Annotated in this window: 13 protein-coding genes; 3 read left to right on the top strand and 10 right to left on the bottom strand. The window is 53.0% G+C overall.

Annotation, left to right across the window (positions count from 1 at the left end; translation table 11 throughout):
* Positions 1 to 9 precede the first annotated feature (9 nt).
* Positions 10 to 1,632, top strand: a complete 1,623-nt coding sequence (locus VXK30_RS06915) for a recombinase family protein (RefSeq protein WP_275714011.1) — start codon at positions 10 to 12, stop codon at positions 1,630 to 1,632.
* Between the two features lie 251 nt (positions 1,633 to 1,883).
* Positions 1,884 to 2,753: a hypothetical protein gene (locus tag VXK30_RS06910; RefSeq protein WP_329494408.1), complete on the top strand. Its 870-nt coding sequence runs from the start codon at positions 1,884 to 1,886 to the stop codon at positions 2,751 to 2,753.
* A 340-nt stretch (positions 2,754 to 3,093) separates the two neighbouring features.
* Here VXK30_RS06910 and VXK30_RS06905 read toward each other — a convergent pair whose 3' ends face one another.
* The 10 genes from VXK30_RS06905 to VXK30_RS06860 all read right to left on the bottom strand — a co-directional run bounded on the left by VXK30_RS06905 (position 3,094) and on the right by VXK30_RS06860 (position 13,036).
* Entirely contained in the window at positions 3,094 to 3,879 is a 786-nt protein-coding gene (locus VXK30_RS06905; RefSeq protein WP_275714007.1) for a sulfite exporter TauE/SafE family protein, read from the bottom strand.
* A gap of 76 nt (positions 3,880 to 3,955) precedes the next feature.
* Complete coding sequence (locus VXK30_RS06900) at positions 3,956 to 5,452, bottom strand: lactate racemase domain-containing protein (RefSeq protein ID WP_275714005.1); 1,497 nt, start codon at positions 5,450 to 5,452, stop codon at positions 3,956 to 3,958.
* Positions 5,436 to 5,813 (bottom strand): DUF1667 domain-containing protein, encoded by a 378-nt coding sequence (locus VXK30_RS06895; RefSeq protein WP_275714003.1) that lies wholly within the window; start codon positions 5,811 to 5,813, stop codon positions 5,436 to 5,438. Before VXK30_RS06895 ends, VXK30_RS06900 begins: the two co-directional genes overlap by 17 nt.
* A 3-nt stretch (positions 5,814 to 5,816) precedes the next feature.
* Positions 5,817 to 7,085: an NAD(P)/FAD-dependent oxidoreductase gene (locus VXK30_RS06890; RefSeq protein WP_275714001.1), complete on the bottom strand. Its 1,269-nt coding sequence runs from the start codon at positions 7,083 to 7,085 to the stop codon at positions 5,817 to 5,819.
* Positions 7,075 to 8,529 (bottom strand): NAD(P)/FAD-dependent oxidoreductase, encoded by a 1,455-nt coding sequence (locus tag VXK30_RS06885; RefSeq protein ID WP_275713999.1) that lies wholly within the window; start codon positions 8,527 to 8,529, stop codon positions 7,075 to 7,077. The genes VXK30_RS06890 and VXK30_RS06885 overlap by 11 nt, the downstream gene beginning before the upstream one ends.
* 12 nt (positions 8,530 to 8,541) lie before the next feature.
* Positions 8,542 to 9,282, bottom strand: a complete 741-nt coding sequence (locus VXK30_RS06880; RefSeq protein ID WP_442867972.1) for an ABC transporter ATP-binding protein — start codon at positions 9,280 to 9,282, stop codon at positions 8,542 to 8,544.
* Positions 9,283 to 9,293: 11 nt separating this feature from the next.
* Positions 9,294 to 10,055, bottom strand: coding sequence for an ABC transporter ATP-binding protein (locus VXK30_RS06875; RefSeq protein ID WP_275713995.1), 762 nt, complete (start codon positions 10,053 to 10,055; stop codon positions 9,294 to 9,296).
* Complete coding sequence (locus tag VXK30_RS06870; protein ID WP_275713993.1) at positions 10,031 to 10,852, bottom strand: ABC transporter permease; 822 nt, start codon at positions 10,850 to 10,852, stop codon at positions 10,031 to 10,033. Before VXK30_RS06870 ends, VXK30_RS06875 begins: the two co-directional genes overlap by 25 nt.
* Positions 10,849 to 11,691, bottom strand: coding sequence for an ABC transporter permease (locus tag VXK30_RS06865; RefSeq protein ID WP_275713991.1), 843 nt, complete (start codon positions 11,689 to 11,691; stop codon positions 10,849 to 10,851). Before VXK30_RS06865 ends, VXK30_RS06870 begins: the two co-directional genes overlap by 4 nt.
* 172 nt (positions 11,692 to 11,863) lie before the next feature.
* Positions 11,864 to 13,036 (bottom strand): ABC transporter substrate-binding protein, encoded by a 1,173-nt coding sequence (locus VXK30_RS06860; RefSeq protein ID WP_275713989.1) that lies wholly within the window; start codon positions 13,034 to 13,036, stop codon positions 11,864 to 11,866.
* A gap of 494 nt (positions 13,037 to 13,530) precedes the next feature.
* Between VXK30_RS06860 and VXK30_RS06855 the strand changes: the two genes are divergently transcribed.
* The gene (locus VXK30_RS06855) at positions 13,531 to 14,619 is read left to right on the top strand and encodes a LacI family DNA-binding transcriptional regulator (protein ID WP_275713987.1); all 1,089 of its coding nucleotides are present in this window, start codon (positions 13,531 to 13,533) and stop codon (positions 14,617 to 14,619) included.
* The last annotated feature ends 248 nt before the right edge of the window (positions 14,620 to 14,867 follow it).

Raw genomic sequence — 14,867 nt, 5'->3', positions numbered from 1 at the left:
AGGAGCATTATGCAGGCAACAGTCAACGCCGGCGTTTATTGCCGGCTTTCCGTAGATGACCCCGATACAGACGAAAGCGAAAGCATCCAAACCCAGAAAGCAATGCTGACCGACTACTGCCACCAGCACGGATTTCATATCGTAGATTACTTTATTGATGACGGCGTGAGCGGAACTTCGTTCGACCGCCCGGATTTCCGGCGAATGCTGGATGCCATTGAATCCGGAACCATCAACACCGTGATCTGTAAGGATCTGAGCCGTTTCGGCCGAAACTATTATGAGTCCGGAATGTACCTGGATAATTACTTTATCCGTAAAAACATCCGGTTCATCGCACCGGGAAACTCGGTGGACAGCGCCAACGGAGCTTACAATCTGAGCGTTCCCATTTTGAACATGATGAACGACTTCTACGCCCGCGATATTTCCACCAAAACCAGGGACGCGAAAAAAGCCCGTGCCAAACAGGGGATGTACCTCGCCGCCAAGGCTCCTTACGGATACGTCAAAGATCCCGCTGACCGGCATCACCTGATTGTAGACGAGGATGCGGCGGCGATCGTGCGACGCATTTTTGACATGGCGGCCCACGGGGCGGGCTATAACAAGATTGCCCGAACACTCCACGCCGAGGATATCCCCAATCCGCTGACCTACTTCAACCAGAAAAATCCGGACTATTATCACAGCGACTACTGGAAACAGGGTACGCAGTGGCATGTGACATCTATTCAGTCCATTCTGAACAATCCCGTCTATCTGGGCTGTGTCGCCCACAACCGGGTTGGCAGCAAGGTCATGAACGGGAAAACGGAGAAAAAAGCCAGGGAGGATTGGATTGTGGTGGAGCATACGCATGAGCCGTTAGTCAGCACGGAGCAATGGGAAATTGTTCATAAACAGATGGAATCCAGACGCAGAGCGCAAAAGGATGGAGAGCCGCAGATGTTCGCTGGGCTTCTCTACTGCTCAGACTGCGGCAGCGCCCTTTCCTTCTCTGCGGTTCACCGCAAGACCAAGCCGGACGGCGGGCAGTACAAATGCTGGTATTACATGCGCCACGGCAAGGAATACTGTTCCAGCCACTATATCACTCTGGATCAACTCACCACCGTTGTTTTGGATGACATCCGCAGGCAGGCCCGGTATGCGTATCTCTACCATGGACAGTACCTGAAGACGCTAAAGGAGGCCAAAACTGAGCAGAGCGTCAAGCAGCTTCAGAGCCGGAAAAAGGAGGCCGAGAAATGCGAAAAGCGCCTTGCGGCGCTGGACGGTATCCTCAAGAAGCTGCTGGAGCAGAATGCGGCGGGAGCCATCACAAACGAGCGCTTCGCCGCCCTGTCAGCCGATTACGAGCAGGAGCGCAAAGCACTGGAGGAAACGGTCGCGGACTATGGAAAAGCCGCACAGAGCGCCCGTGAGGGTGAGGAACAGGCGGAGCAGTTTGTGGAGCTGATTCAGGAATATGCCGACCTTGATTTTCTGGACGCCCGGATTCTTAACAAGCTGATCGACAAGATCGTCGTTCATCAGCGAGAGAAGGACGCCGAGGGCAATATCACCCAACTGGTGGAAATTTATTATAAATTTGTAGGGATGACCGTACTTAATTTTAAGGAACAATAATCTGTGGTTTTATCAACATACCAAGGTCGAGAGTTCGATCCTCTTCGTCTCCACCAGATTTTTATCAAAAGAAGCCGATTTCTGCAAAAGAATCGACTTCTTTTTTTATATGATAAAATGAAATATAGATTCGGCCCTGACGTGATTGAGCGGATCAAGGACTGACTGGTATTGGCTTTCGGGCCGCAAAGGGAGGGCTATTCACGCGTAAAATTTTCACTTTTGTTCTGGTTTTGGGTATATTCTGCAGCTTGTGCGGGTGCAGCAAACAAAGTCCCGGTACAAATGATTCCGGCTCGTCCCGGACGGTATCGCAAACTGTGTCAAGCTCTGCAGATTATTCTGTTTATCAATTTTATACGGTGGATGATCATGGCAATATCTTAGACTCCAAAACCGGGAAGGTTGTCACGAATGACATATTGGCCGTTGACAGCAGCGGAAACATTGTGCTGAAAGAAAGCCAACAGGTCGTTGTATCATCAAAGCAAGTTCAGAAAAATAAAAAGCTGTACAGTTTCTCGCAAAGCACTTCCTCGCAAACCACAAATAAAGCAGAAAGCGCATCAAAAGCCGAAGAAGCGAACCGCTCCTCTTCCAGCAAAAAATCCACTTCCTCAGCAGTAAAGCCTGCCGTTTCGTCAAAACCTAAGCCGCACAGCGAGCCGGTTCCCATGGACAAGGCAAAAAACTGGGATTCGCTATACAGCCAAAAGGAATGGACATTCTTTAACACGGAAGAAAGCAGGCAGAAATATGACGGCTCTTCTGCCTTTGTATGCAGGTTTTCCGCGGGGCAGGATTCGCGCGCAACGATTTCTGTGGAATCCTATTGTTTGTTAGACAAATGGAAATATCCTTTGAACAGTGACGATGTAGTACGAACAATGAACGGTCAAAAATATGTTCAGATCTTTTGGAGCGGGTATAAAGGAGACCTTTATACTTTTGTCGGCAGCGAAGATACCGTCATCCTTGAACTGAAATGCTATGATGCTACCGGCCATAATTGGCTGTCCGACGAGCTGAAATTCAAACGTACCGAAAATAATTCTTTACAGCTGATAAGCGGCGATTACAATGAGTTCGGACTGAAAAACGGAGATGTTTTTGTACGATAATCTGCGCATTGGCCGCAGTAAATGTTTATGCCGCCGCAAATGAGTTTTGTGCTGTCTGTGGGCGGGCGGAGAATAAACTTTTTTGACCTCATCCGGTGCGGACAAAAGCCGCATTTCCCAAGGTTTCAAGAATCTGAGAAAAAATAAAAAAAGCAGAGCATATTCGATGAATGGCTTTAAAATGGAATTCTCACAATACCATTTTAAAGGTCACCGATATGCTCTGTAATTATTTATGTCGGAAAACTGCCTGGAGTCAGAGAGGGAATCTTTGAAGCGCCGGTATCGCTGTCCGTGATGCGGCGATGCTCAGTCCAGTTTTTCCGTATGGGGTCCTGCCTCAGAATAAAAATTGCTTCGCGTTGTAACAGCTGATCACAATAATAACTGCCATGAGGGCAATAAAGAGCTTACGCACCTGTTCGTCATTCAGGCGCCGGTTCAGAACTCGCCCGGCAATTCCCCCCATGACTCCTCCCGCTACCATTGCGATCAGCCAGATCATCCTGCACTCCGGCACACTGCGCGTGGCAAGAGTCGTCAGCAGGCTGGCCAATTGGCTGATAAAAATGATATACAGACTGTTTTGGGCGGCTGTTTTCGTGGACATAGAGAAGAAATAGTAAAACAGTACCAGATTGATGGGTCCGCCGCCGATGCTCAGAAAGCTCGATATAAGTCCAAGCAGAAGGCCGATCATCAGACAGGCCGGAATATTCCGGACGTTATGCGTCCGGATACGGTCGCTTTTGACCGTATACAGCAAGGTGCCCAGAACAATGACTGCAAGGCTGACAGCCTGATATCCTCCTACCCGCTCAGGCTGAGCGGCCGCGGCCCGCAGTAAGCTGAACAGGTCATTCCCCAGAATGCCGCCCGCCGCCGCGCCGACGGCCAGAGGGGTGACGGTCCTAAAGGCCACCTGGCTTTCTCCGTTCAGCAGTTCCTTACACACCGAGTAACAGGACATGCTAAGCACCATGCAGCCCGACAGAAAACTGATAGTTGAAACCGACGCGACGGACAGGCTGTCCAGAACCGGCTTCACAATGACACCGCCGCCGATCCCGCAGATCGCCCCGGCGACGCTGGCCAGAAAGCTGATAAGCAGCAAAATAATGGTCATGACGTGTAACGCTCCTTAAAAATAGAGGCACGGCGCGCAGCGCTGTCCCTGTCAGGCCGCGCAGACTCCGCGGCACTCAGCCGCAGCAGGGATGATCGGAAGCGCCGTCCCTGAAAGTGCTGTTTTTGCCGGGGTCCTTCATGCACAAATGCACCGCCGCGGTCGTAAAGGTCTGGGGCAGAGCAAGGATGTTGGGATTTCCCCCAACGAATTTCCGTTTGGCATCCTCAAGCGCCTCTTCGAAAGTCGCGCGGGTTTTCAGCCCCATTCCCCGGGCAATGCCCGGCTCTCTGGCGCCCACGATATAGATCGCGCTGGTGTGCATTTCCGCAATATGCCCGCAGCTCATCATGGAAAAGCCATGGAAGGGGTGGAACGCATTCGCAAACCGATATTTTCGGATATAGTCCTCATTGGTCGCAAAGTATTCTCCGTAACGGTTCATGTCCGGCAGAATCTGCATATAATCGTGCTGGAACAGGTTGTACAGCTCCCGGAGATACGGCCAGCGTTCGTCGTGGAAATAGCCGTCGCAGATGCTGGAAACGATGAAAACACAGTGGTCGCTGAGAATCCGCTTGTGCCGGATGACCTGTGCCGAGAGGGCCTGCATCATCTGGATCGGGTTCGTTCCCATGCCGTTGCCGTAGTGGAAGTTCGTGGGCATGCCGAACACGACGACGTCATATTTCTTTTCGGCCCAGTGGATATAGGTGCGCTTGTCAGCCGTCTTCCAGCTGATCGGCTGCATTTCCTTTGCCCAGCCCGAGTTGATCTCGATCTGGCGGGATTTCGTATCCAGAACGGCGTCGCAGCAGAAGAATTTCTTTCCCATTTTTCCTTCCATAAACTGGCCCTGCTGATTGAACTTGTTCCGCATCTCGCTGTTTGTGGACACGGGGACGAAGTCCTGACGGTGCATGACTTGGGGAACATGATGGGCCGCAATACTCCGCCAATGCGTGATGCCTGTCGAGCAGTGTTTGTATCCACCGGAATATCCGCCGTAGGGGTTGCCCTGCGTATGGCCAATCAGGATGGCAACGTCAGCATCATAAACATACTTGTTCATGATGACGTGATCGCCGTTTGCGGTGTAGCCAAGATCGATCAGATGCTCATAATCCTCGCTGTCATGGCTTGTGATCTGTCCGGAGGGGTAAAATTCATTAAAAAGATCCGGTCCAAGAATGGTTTTCATTTCCGGAACGGTCGCTCGCGGATGAAGGCCGTTTGAAATAAGAAGCAGAACGTCCTTTTTTTCAACGCCCGCGCCGTAAAGCTCGTCGAGACAGACCCGGATTGCCACCTTTCGGTGGCTTGTGGGCTGATTGCCCCCCTTTACGATGTCGGGGATGATGATGACAGCCCGGCTGCCCTTGTGCGCGAGCGCTGAAAGCGCCGGCATGCCGATGGGGTTCCGGACGCTCTCAAGCGTCGCGTGATAGAGACTGTCCCAATCCTGTGGAAGGCAGGGTGGGTCCGGGACGGTTTCACCGGGGATAAAAATGTCCGTATCGTCGGGCAGCTCGGCACTCATCATGCCCTGACCATATTCAAATTCTAATTTCATTGCTTCCGTTCTCCCTTCCCATATCTTTAGTGGCGACCCAGTCGCAGCCCGTTCCGCATACATTGGGCACCACCACGTCGCCGATCTTTACCGGAGCGCTCAGGCAAACCGTATTCAGCATGCGCATCACCTCGCGGATTTTCGCTTTTGGTACGGCTCCGGACGTTTTGACCGGACAGCACGGATGCGCCGCGTTCCGGATATGTACGATGCTGGTCAGCACCCGGGTAGGATCCGTAAGCTCTTTTTTACCGTAAGCTTCACCGCGGGGACAGCCAAAATTCGTGACCCGGTAGCCATTTTCTTCATCCACGCGCAGGTGGCAGCCCTTTGGGCAGACAATACAGATCAGTTCAGTCATCGTTTATTCCTCCTTAACGGCCAGCTCCACGGTCAGCCCATCCCCAAGCGCCTTGTTAAGCAATCCTGCCGGAATTGTGATTTTTTCCATTTCTCCGGGTGCCAGATGGTCCCGCTTAAAGCTGCAGAGCACGTTTTCGCCGTCCGTCACGCGGACCGTACCGCCGTGATAGACGTTGTTTACGCGGAAAAAGACATCGACGGACTTTTCCACCTTGCCGGGACGAATTTTCTGAGGCACCGTATAATTGACGCGCGGCCCATTTTTAAGGTTCAGCACCCGGCCAGGCATCTCCTCCCCGCCCGCTTTGACATATTCGGCTGCGGCCCTTCCGGCACGCTGGCTCTCCGCGGTAACAAAATCGACGAGGTCATGCACATGAACCACATTGCCGCAGCTGAACACGCCCGGCATTTCGGTCTCCATATTCTCGTATACGACCGAGCCGTTGGTACGCCTGTCCATGGGAATGCCTGCGGCGCGGGTCAGCTCATTTTCAGGGATGAGTCCCACGCTCAGCAGCACCGTGTCGCAGTCCAGGCTTATCTCCGTACCGGGAATCGGCTTTCTGTCCGGTCCGACCTCGGAGATCAGCACCTTCTCCACCCGCTGCTTACCAACGATTCCTGTGATAGTATGAGAGAGATACAGCGGAATGTTATAGTCGTTCAGGCACTGAACGATATTTCGGTTGAGCCCGTTGGAATAGGGACACAGTTCCACACAGGCGAGCACCTTCGCGCCCTCCAGGGTCATACGCCGCGCCATGATGAGACCAATATCGCCGGAGCCCAGAATGACCACCCGTCTGCCGACCATCCAGCCCTCGACGTTGATATAGCGCTGGGCGGTACCTGCCGTAAAGATGCCGGCCGGCCGGTCGCCGGGAATGCCGATGGCGCCGCGGGTGCGCTCCCGGCAGCCCATCGCCAGGACGACCGCTTTTGCGTGCACTTCGAGCAGCCCCTCCGCGGCGTTGACGGCGTATACGGTTTTGCCCTCGATCAAAAGCACCATCGTATCCAGTTTTAACACCACGCCCATAAGATTTGCCTTATGGATAAAGCGGGCGGCATACTCCGGGCCGGTCAGTTCCTCTTTAAAGTAGTGCAGTCCGAAGCCGTTATGAATGCATTGGTTCAGAATGCCGCCGGGCTCTTTGTCCCGTTCCAAAATCAGTACGCTTCCCGCTCCGTTTTCCTTTGCCGCGCAGGCGGCCGCCAAACCGGCCGGACCGCCGCCCACCACAACAATGTCGTATTCAAGCTCCATAATCGTCCGCCTCCTTGATTGGAGAAGTAAGCAGGAAGGTACCCTGCTCGTCCATGAGAATGTCCATGGGCGAGACGTTCAGTTCCCTCGCCAGTATCTCGTGAACCCGGGGACCGCAGAAGCCGCCCTGGCACCGCCCCATGCCCGCGTTGCACCGGCGCTTGATGGCGTCGATGGTTCGCGGCTGTATGGGCCGGTGGATAGCCTCCACGATCTCGCCCTCTGTCACAGTCTCACAGCGGCAGATGACCCGGCCGTAAAGCGGATTTTGAGAAATGATCTTCTCCTGCTCTTCCCGGCTCAATTCGCGGAATTTGATCCGCTTCCTTTTATCAATAAAGTTTTTCTTTTCATTCAGGACAAGGCCGCAGCCTTCAAGAAGCTTCGCGCCCTCTTTTGCAATTGCCGGCGCACTGGACAGCCCCGGACTCTTGATTCCTGCCAGATTAATAAAATGCGGGCAGATTCTGGATTCTTCAATAACAAAATCCGGTATCTGCGTGTTGGGCCGCACGCCCGCGTATTCGTGAATGATCTGCCGGAAATCAATGCCGGGCACCGAACGGTGGCCGTGTTCCTGAAGCTCCTCCAGCAACGGGGAAACGGTGGCCACGCAGTCGCCGTTTTCGACCACATAGGAATCCGGGCCTACAATCAGATTGCCGTGTACGGTGGGCGCCACGAGCACACCTTTAAAGCCGTGCTCGTCAGGGCACGGAAAAATAACCGAATTGATGAGTTTTCCCTGATTTTTGTCCAGCACGTAGTACTGTCCGCAAAAATTGGTCTGTTTCAAGTCGTTTCCGCCCACCAGCCGGTAGACGTCCGCCGAGAACGCGCCGCCCGCGTTAACGACATACTTTGCCTCGTAAACGTCCGTCCCGGCCGTCACCTTAAAATGCCCCTCCGGCACTTTCTCAATGGCCGTAACCGGACTGCAAAGCCTGACCTCGGCGCCGTTGGTCACGGCAGTCTCGGCCATGGCAATGGCATACTCCCAGGGGTTGATAATCGCCGAGGAGGGCGCGTATAAGGCGGCGATCAACTTGGGATTCAGACCGGGCTCCAAAGCCAGCGCTTCCTCCGGGCCGACAATGCGCACGCCCGGCACACCGTTGGCTATGCCCCGCTCGTAAAGGGCGTCCAGCTCTTTCCTCTCCCGTTCATTAAAAGCAATGACAAAGCTGGGGATCTCCCGCCTCTCGACATCCAGCTTTTCGCAGATTTCTTTGGCCAGCCTCACGCCCTCCACGTTCAGTCTGGCCTCCAGGCTGCCGACGGGACAATCGAATCCGGCGTGCAGAATAGCGCTGTTCGCCTTTGTCACTCCGTTGGCCACATCGTTGGAGCGCTCGCATACGCATACCGAAAGGTCATACCGTGACAGTTCATAAGCCATCGCCGCGCCGACTACACCGCAGCCCACAATCAAAACATCATACATACATTATTCTCCTTACCACCACTTGATCTGATCGGTAACATACTGACGGATATCAATGAACGCCTTATCGGTTACGTCCCGGGGACGGGGCAGTTCCACCTTCATATCCTCTTTGATAGTGGTAGGCTTATTGCTGAGGATCAGAATGCGCTCGGCCAGATAAACGGCCTCTTCGATATTGTGTGTGATGAAGATCACCGTACTGCCCAGTTCCCGCCACAGGCGGATCACTTCGTCCTCAAGATAAAAACGCAGCTTGATATCCATCTGGCCGTAGGGCTCGTCCATCAGCAGAAGGTCTGGATTCATGGCAAAAGCCCGACCGATGATAATGCGCTGCTCGGTGCTTACCGACAGCTGATGAGGATAAGAGTCGCGAAACGGCTCCAGGCCCATGAGCTTAATGATGGTTTCCACCCGTTTGTCGATTTCCGCCCTTGGAAGCTTTTTCAGCTCCAGGCCGAAACGCAGGTTCTGCTCTACCGTCTTCCATGGGATGGCGGAAGGCTCCTGAAAGACAAACGCCAGATTATGCTTTTTGGGGGTCGCGGATTCTCCGTCGATCAAAAGGTCGCCCTTGGAGGGCATATAAATACGGGTCAGCAGGTTTAAAAAGGTGGTCTTTCCGCAGCCCGTCGGGCCTACGATACAGACGAACTCCCCCTTTTTGACCTTAAAGCTGATGTTGTCGAGAACATGCAGGTTCCCGAAATATTTGGTGAGGTTGTTGACCTCCACTTTATATTCGCTCATCATGCGCCTCCTTACAGTGTTAGGTCGGTGTTTTCGCTGATCAGCTTTCGCAGGCGCAAAAACTCCGGGTCAACGGCATTGCGCGGCCGCGGCAGATCGATCTCGTAGACGTCCTTGACCGCCGCCGGACAGTTTGTCAGCAGGATAACCCGATCGGCCAAATACAGGGCCTCCTCTATGTTGTTTGTCACAAAAATAACCGTGCGTTTTTCGGCTTCCCATATCCGCAGGACTTCGTCCTGCATGGCATAGCGGGTCTGGGCATCCAGCTGGCCGAACGGCTCGTCCATCAGCAGGATTTCCGGATTGTTCGTATAGGCGCGGGCAATGCCCGCCCGCTGCTTCATGCCGCCGGAAAGTTGATTGGGATAGCATTTCTCAAAACCCTGCAAGCCTACCAGATCGATGTATTTCTGTGCGATTTCCCGCCGGGTTTCTTTTTTCATGCCTTTTATCTTGAGACCGAACTCGACGTTTTCCATAACGGTTTTCCACGGCATCAGCGCCAGCTTCTGAAATACCATGCCGATTCGCTCGTCGCTGCCCCGTATTTCCTCTCCGTCCAGCAGGATGTGCCCTTCCACCGGTTTTTCCAGTCCGGCGATCATATTGAGCAGTACGGATTTCCCGCAGCGTCCGGGGCCCAGAATGACCAGGAATTCAGATTCTCTGACTTCCAGGGACACTCCGACAACCGCGTCAAAAACCCTGTTCTTGACGATATAGCTTTGGGAGATATTTTCCAGTTTCAGCTTGATTTTTTTGCTGTCCATGGCAAGATGATCCTTTCTAAGACTTGAATAATAACAGCCAGCAGCGCTCCCACCAGACCAATGCAGATCATTGAAAGCAGGCAAAGGGAATAATCTCCCGAATCCATGCCGCGGGTAATCAAAAAGCCCACGCCGGATTTTCCGCCCAGCATTTCGGCGGCCAGCACCACCATCCAGCCCGCGCTGGTGGATGTCCGGATGCCCGCGAATATGGCGTCCAGCGAAGAGGGAATGGCGATTTCAAACAGCATCTGGCGCTGGTTGGCGTTAAAAATGCTCCCAACGTCCAAATACAGCTTCTGTACGTTGGCAATGCCAGCCTCTGTATTCACCACCACCGGCATCAGCGCGCCGACAAAAACGATCAGGATCTTCGGAAACTCGCCGGTTCCGAACCACATGGTCACCAGCGGTACCCAGGCCAGAGGAGGAACCGAGCGGAAGGCCGTAAACATCGGTCCTAACAGGGCGTTCGCCTTTTTGTTCCAGCCGATCAGTACGCCGAAGGAAATACCGATCAGCCAGGACACGCCCAACGCGATGAAAACGCGCTGGAGGCTTGCCCAGATATGGCCCATCAGGCTCAGGTTCTTAATGGGCTTTTGCAGAAACAGGGTAAATCTGTCGGCGATGTCCTTTGGCGAGGGAAAGTTGCTGCCTTCCGCGGAAGATGCCGCGAACCACAGGATCAGCAGCAGTGCAACGGATACGAACGGAAGTACGCTGTAAATTTGACTGCGCCGGCGTTCCCTGCGTTCATACTCGCTGCATACGATCGTTTCTTCCGTTTTTTTCATTTCTTCCACCCCAATACTTTGTATTCGATCCTGCCCAGCAGCGAGGTGAACAGAACCCCAATGGCGCCGATGACCACGATGCCGAGAATAATAATGTCGGGCCGGGCAAACTGACGGCCCTGCTGGATCATATAACCCAGGCCGGTACTCGCAGCCAGCATCTCCGCCGCTACGAGCGTGGCCCATGCATTGCCCAGCGCCACCCGTATACCGGCAAAGGTCATGGTCATGGCGGAAGGAATCCCGATTTTTCTGAAAATCGTGAAAGTAGAGGCGCCGCATGTTTTTGAAAAATTGATCAGCACGGGGCTCGTCTGCCTGATCCCGGTATAGGCATTGATCACGCAGGGAACGAAGGCCGAGAAAAAGACGATGAACGCTTTTGCTTTCAGGCCCACGCCCAGCCAAAGGATCGTGATCGGAATCCATGAAACGGGCGGGATCGGGCGCAGTATCTCAAAGATCGGGCGCATAAATTTGTCGAAGGCACGGAACCAGCCCATGAGCAGTCCAAGCGGTACACCGATGACGATCGCCAGTCCGAAACCCGTGAGCGCCACCTGCAGGCTGCTCAGGATATGCAGGCCCAGCGTCGCGCCGTCGGGATTGGGGTCCATCCATTTTTCAAAAAACAGTTCGACGACTCTGGACGGCATGGGCACGTACCGGCTGGGCAGCCAGCCTGCCGCGACCGCCACCTGCCATAGAATCAGGAATCCCAACACGCCGATAATGGAAAGCATCGTAAGCTGATAATCACTGCGCCGCTTTTGATGCTGTACCAGCCGGACGCGTTCTTCGTCTGTCAGTCTGGCTGCTGCGTATTCTTTTTCACTCATATTCGTTCCTCCTTAAAGGCTTGTTACCGGTGGATTGACCAGCTACCGAAAAACGCCGCATAATGCCGGTGCTGAAATAAACGCTTATAGAATCTTCGGGATCGTCCGATCCAACCGGTTAAGGAGGCCGGGACGATCCCATAAGATCTTGCTGTTTTTTAAAGGCGCTGCTTTATGAAAGATATCCCAGCTGCGTCAGCGTATCCTTACAGGACTCGGCAATCGAGGAGTCGACGAGACCCTTGTCCAGAATGTTCTTACGGTCCGCCGCCGTATAGCTTCCCAGCCCGATAAAGAAATCCAGTGTTTCAAAAAGATAATTGGTAGCCTGAAGAACCTCTCCGGAGCCGGAACGGTCCGTCACTTTGGTCGTCATATCGGTATAGCTTTCCTTGACGGAGGGGCATTTGAAAATCTTCAATGCGCGCTCACAGATCGACTCGCTGGACGCCACACCCTCATCCTCGCAGGACTGCACATAAAGTTCCACTGCCTTGGACATGTTTTCATCGCTCTCCTGGCACCATGCCGCGGTCATATAGTAGACCATCCAGGTCAGTTTGAGCAAATCTGCTTTGTTTTTAACGGCGTCCCCCGTCGCGCACAGACCGCAGACGTTGTTCAGGCCCATTTCGCTCATGTCCGTCACACGCACGAGTCCGCTGTCGTCCGCGTTGTACGCTACGGCGTTCCATGCGCAGACCGCATCACCCTGACCTGCCTTAAACGCAGTCAGACTACTGGTAACGTCCATACTGACAATATTCACGTCGTTGATGCTGGAACCGATGCTTTTCAGATAACTCGCGCACATGTACTGCAGGGTCGTTCCGCTGTTAAGGATGATGGTCTTGCCTTTCCACAGATCCGGATTCGCAGGATCCTTTGCAAGGTCGCTGTCCGGACGGACGAAAAGAGCGGTGTTCAATTCGTTGTCGCACAGCCCGATCATGTGGACGTCGTGGTTCTTCATGCCGTTCAGAACGCCGGGGCCGCCCACGTCGCACACATCCCAGTTTGAGCTTACCTCCATCATCGCCGGGCCGTTAATGAAGGATTCATATTCCACATCGATGTTCAATTCTTTGAAAAATCCCATTTTGTCGGCAATATAGAAGGGCATGCTGTGTGCGGAACCGGAAAAGAACCCGACCCGCAGGGTCGTGGGCTTGTCCAGCGGGGTAAGGCCGAAGGTGGTGCCGGATTTTTCCGTGCCCGCAGCGCTTCCCTCCGGACCTGAAGCCGCAGGGGGCGTGGAGTCCGCGGTTCCGCCGCAGCCAGCCATCGTCGCGCAGATCATCGCAAGCGTAAGAAACAGTGCAAGTGCTCTTTTCATGTTTTTCATGTTTTTTCCCCTTTCAATCATAAAATCTTCCCCGTAAAAAAATGTCGCCGCAATCTGAAAGATTAAACAGGGCAGAAGCCTCCGGCAAAAATGTCAGAACCAGACCGCACATCTGCAACAGCACGCAAAGTTCTGCATTATTTTCCATTTTTGCTTTAATTTGTGTGAACATCTGCCAAATATTTTACAATTTCAGTTGATTTTTGCGACACTTTCTTTTCGATATCCATCGATTTTCCTCATTACAAAGGTACCATTTCCCCTTGTATACTTCAAGAGATTTTCGTCAATTTTACATACGGTTTTACCCAAACGTTTTCATTCCCACTTATTTGCGGTTTTTACAGCCGATTTTTTGTGATATCTGTCAATCAAGTTGTACCTTTTGCATAATTTCTATAGAAAATTCCATGATAAGCTGAAAATTGTTTCTGCGTTTTTATTGTTTTTTGCGTATTTTTGTGCTATCTTTTTAAGCAAAGGAGCTGTTGTATATGACTTTAAAGGAAATTGCGGCTCAAGCTCATGTATCCATCTCAACCGTCTCCCGGGTACTTAACGCCTCATCGCCGAGCGCCGCCGGCAAAGAAATTCAGGACCGTATATGGAAAATTGCGCAGGCGGGCGGTTATATGCCCAACAGGGAAGCCCAGTCTCTGAAGAAGTCCGGCAAGACCCCGCCGCAGCCGGTAAGTTCCATCTACTGCCTCGTGGCCTGCTCTCCCGAGGAGGTGCGGAAAGATCCTTTTTTCACCCACGCCATCGCCAGTATCGAGCGTGAAGCCTTCCAAAACGGCTATACGCTGAAATACACCTTTTATTCGGGCGGAATCGAAAACGGCTCTACCGCTCAGTTTATGCAGGAGGCTTCCAGTGATCAGCTCATCATCATCGGGAGGTTTCAGTCTCAGCTGTACCAGCTTCTGAGCAAGCATTTCAAAAAGACCGTTTATCTTGGATGGAACGATCTGGACGTGAGATGCGACGGCATAATCTGCGACGGTTATCTGGCTTCCCAGGAGGCTGTACGTTATCTGTACAGCCTTGGACACCACCGCATCGGCTTTGTGGGAACGGATCGAAACGAGGCCCGCTTCCGGGGTTATCTGCACGGGCTGGAGCTGCTGGGCCTTGAGCGCAGCGAACGGAACATTGCCACAAATTCGGTGCTTTCCTTTGAATGCGGCTTCCGGGGTTTGGAGCGTCTTCTGGCGCAGGGTATGGACGCCACAGCGCTTTATTGCGCCAACGACAATACTGCCATTGGGGTACTGCAGGCCTGCAAGGGGCACGGTCTCCGGGTGCCGGAGGACCTTTCGGTAATGGGTGCGAACGACATCGAGACAGATCGGTATGTCTCTCCAATGCTCACAACCATCCATATCCCGTTGGACGAGATGGGAAAGATCGCGACACGCGTGCTCATCGACCGCATCAACGGCGGGCATTCCCTGCCTCTGAAGGTCATCGTGCCGTGCCACATCGTGCGGCGGGAAAGTTGTTCTGCTCCTCCCGCCGAGCCGCGTACCGTCGAAGGTCTTTCCCCGGGAGCAACAAACTCCTGCGTGGAACCAAGGCCATGAACGGAGTTAAAAAGCAGGAAAGGGATTTGAATCACAAAGGTTCAAATCCCTTTCCTTTATTCTGAATATGGAATATAATAAAATCAATGGACAATCGGTAAACCGTACCCTGCTTCTACCCGATCGATCAAACAGGTAGGACAAGATTCAAAAGACAAGTTAACTTAGAAAGCAGTGAAAACTTGGGCAGTTATCGGAAGTGGTATCGCAAAGATGAGACTTTCAAACGTTTCGGATATTTCGTTATG

Source organism: Caproiciproducens sp. CPB-2, assembly GCF_036287215.1.
In the GTDB taxonomy this organism is placed as follows: Bacteria; Bacillota; Clostridia; order Oscillospirales; family Acutalibacteraceae; genus Caproiciproducens.
Note: the sequence above shows the minus strand (reverse complement) of the source record. Positions and strands in the feature narration are given on the sequence as shown.

What these genes read in the sequence shown, in the direction of transcription:
- VXK30_RS06915 (WP_275714011.1), top strand. Translation starts at nt 10, where the DNA reads ATGCAGGCAACAGTCAACGCCGGCGTTTATTGCCGGCTTTCCGTAGAT.
- VXK30_RS06905 (WP_275714007.1), bottom strand. Translation starts at nt 3,879, where the DNA reads ATGACCATTATTTTGCTGCTTATCAGCTTTCTGGCCAGCGTCGCCGGG.
- VXK30_RS06900 (WP_275714005.1), bottom strand. Translation starts at nt 5,452, where the DNA reads ATGAAATTAGAATTTGAATATGGTCAGGGCATGATGAGTGCCGAGCTG.
- VXK30_RS06895 (WP_275714003.1), bottom strand. Translation starts at nt 5,813, where the DNA reads ATGACTGAACTGATCTGTATTGTCTGCCCAAAGGGCTGCCACCTGCGC.
- VXK30_RS06890 (WP_275714001.1), bottom strand. Translation starts at nt 7,085, where the DNA reads ATGGAGCTTGAATACGACATTGTTGTGGTGGGCGGCGGTCCGGCCGGT.
- VXK30_RS06885 (WP_275713999.1), bottom strand. Translation starts at nt 8,529, where the DNA reads ATGTATGATGTTTTGATTGTGGGCTGCGGTGTAGTCGGCGCGGCGATG.
- VXK30_RS06880 (WP_442867972.1), bottom strand. Translation starts at nt 9,282, where the DNA reads ATGAGCGAATATAAAGTGGAGGTCAACAACCTCACCAAATATTTCGGG.
- VXK30_RS06875 (WP_275713995.1), bottom strand. Translation starts at nt 10,055, where the DNA reads ATGGACAGCAAAAAAATCAAGCTGAAACTGGAAAATATCTCCCAAAGC.
- VXK30_RS06870 (WP_275713993.1), bottom strand. Translation starts at nt 10,852, where the DNA reads ATGAAAAAAACGGAAGAAACGATCGTATGCAGCGAGTATGAACGCAGG.
- VXK30_RS06865 (WP_275713991.1), bottom strand. Translation starts at nt 11,691, where the DNA reads ATGAGTGAAAAAGAATACGCAGCAGCCAGACTGACAGACGAAGAACGC.
- VXK30_RS06860 (WP_275713989.1), bottom strand. Translation starts at nt 13,036, where the DNA reads ATGAAAAACATGAAAAGAGCACTTGCACTGTTTCTTACGCTTGCGATG.
- VXK30_RS06855 (WP_275713987.1), top strand. Translation starts at nt 13,531, where the DNA reads ATGACTTTAAAGGAAATTGCGGCTCAAGCTCATGTATCCATCTCAACC.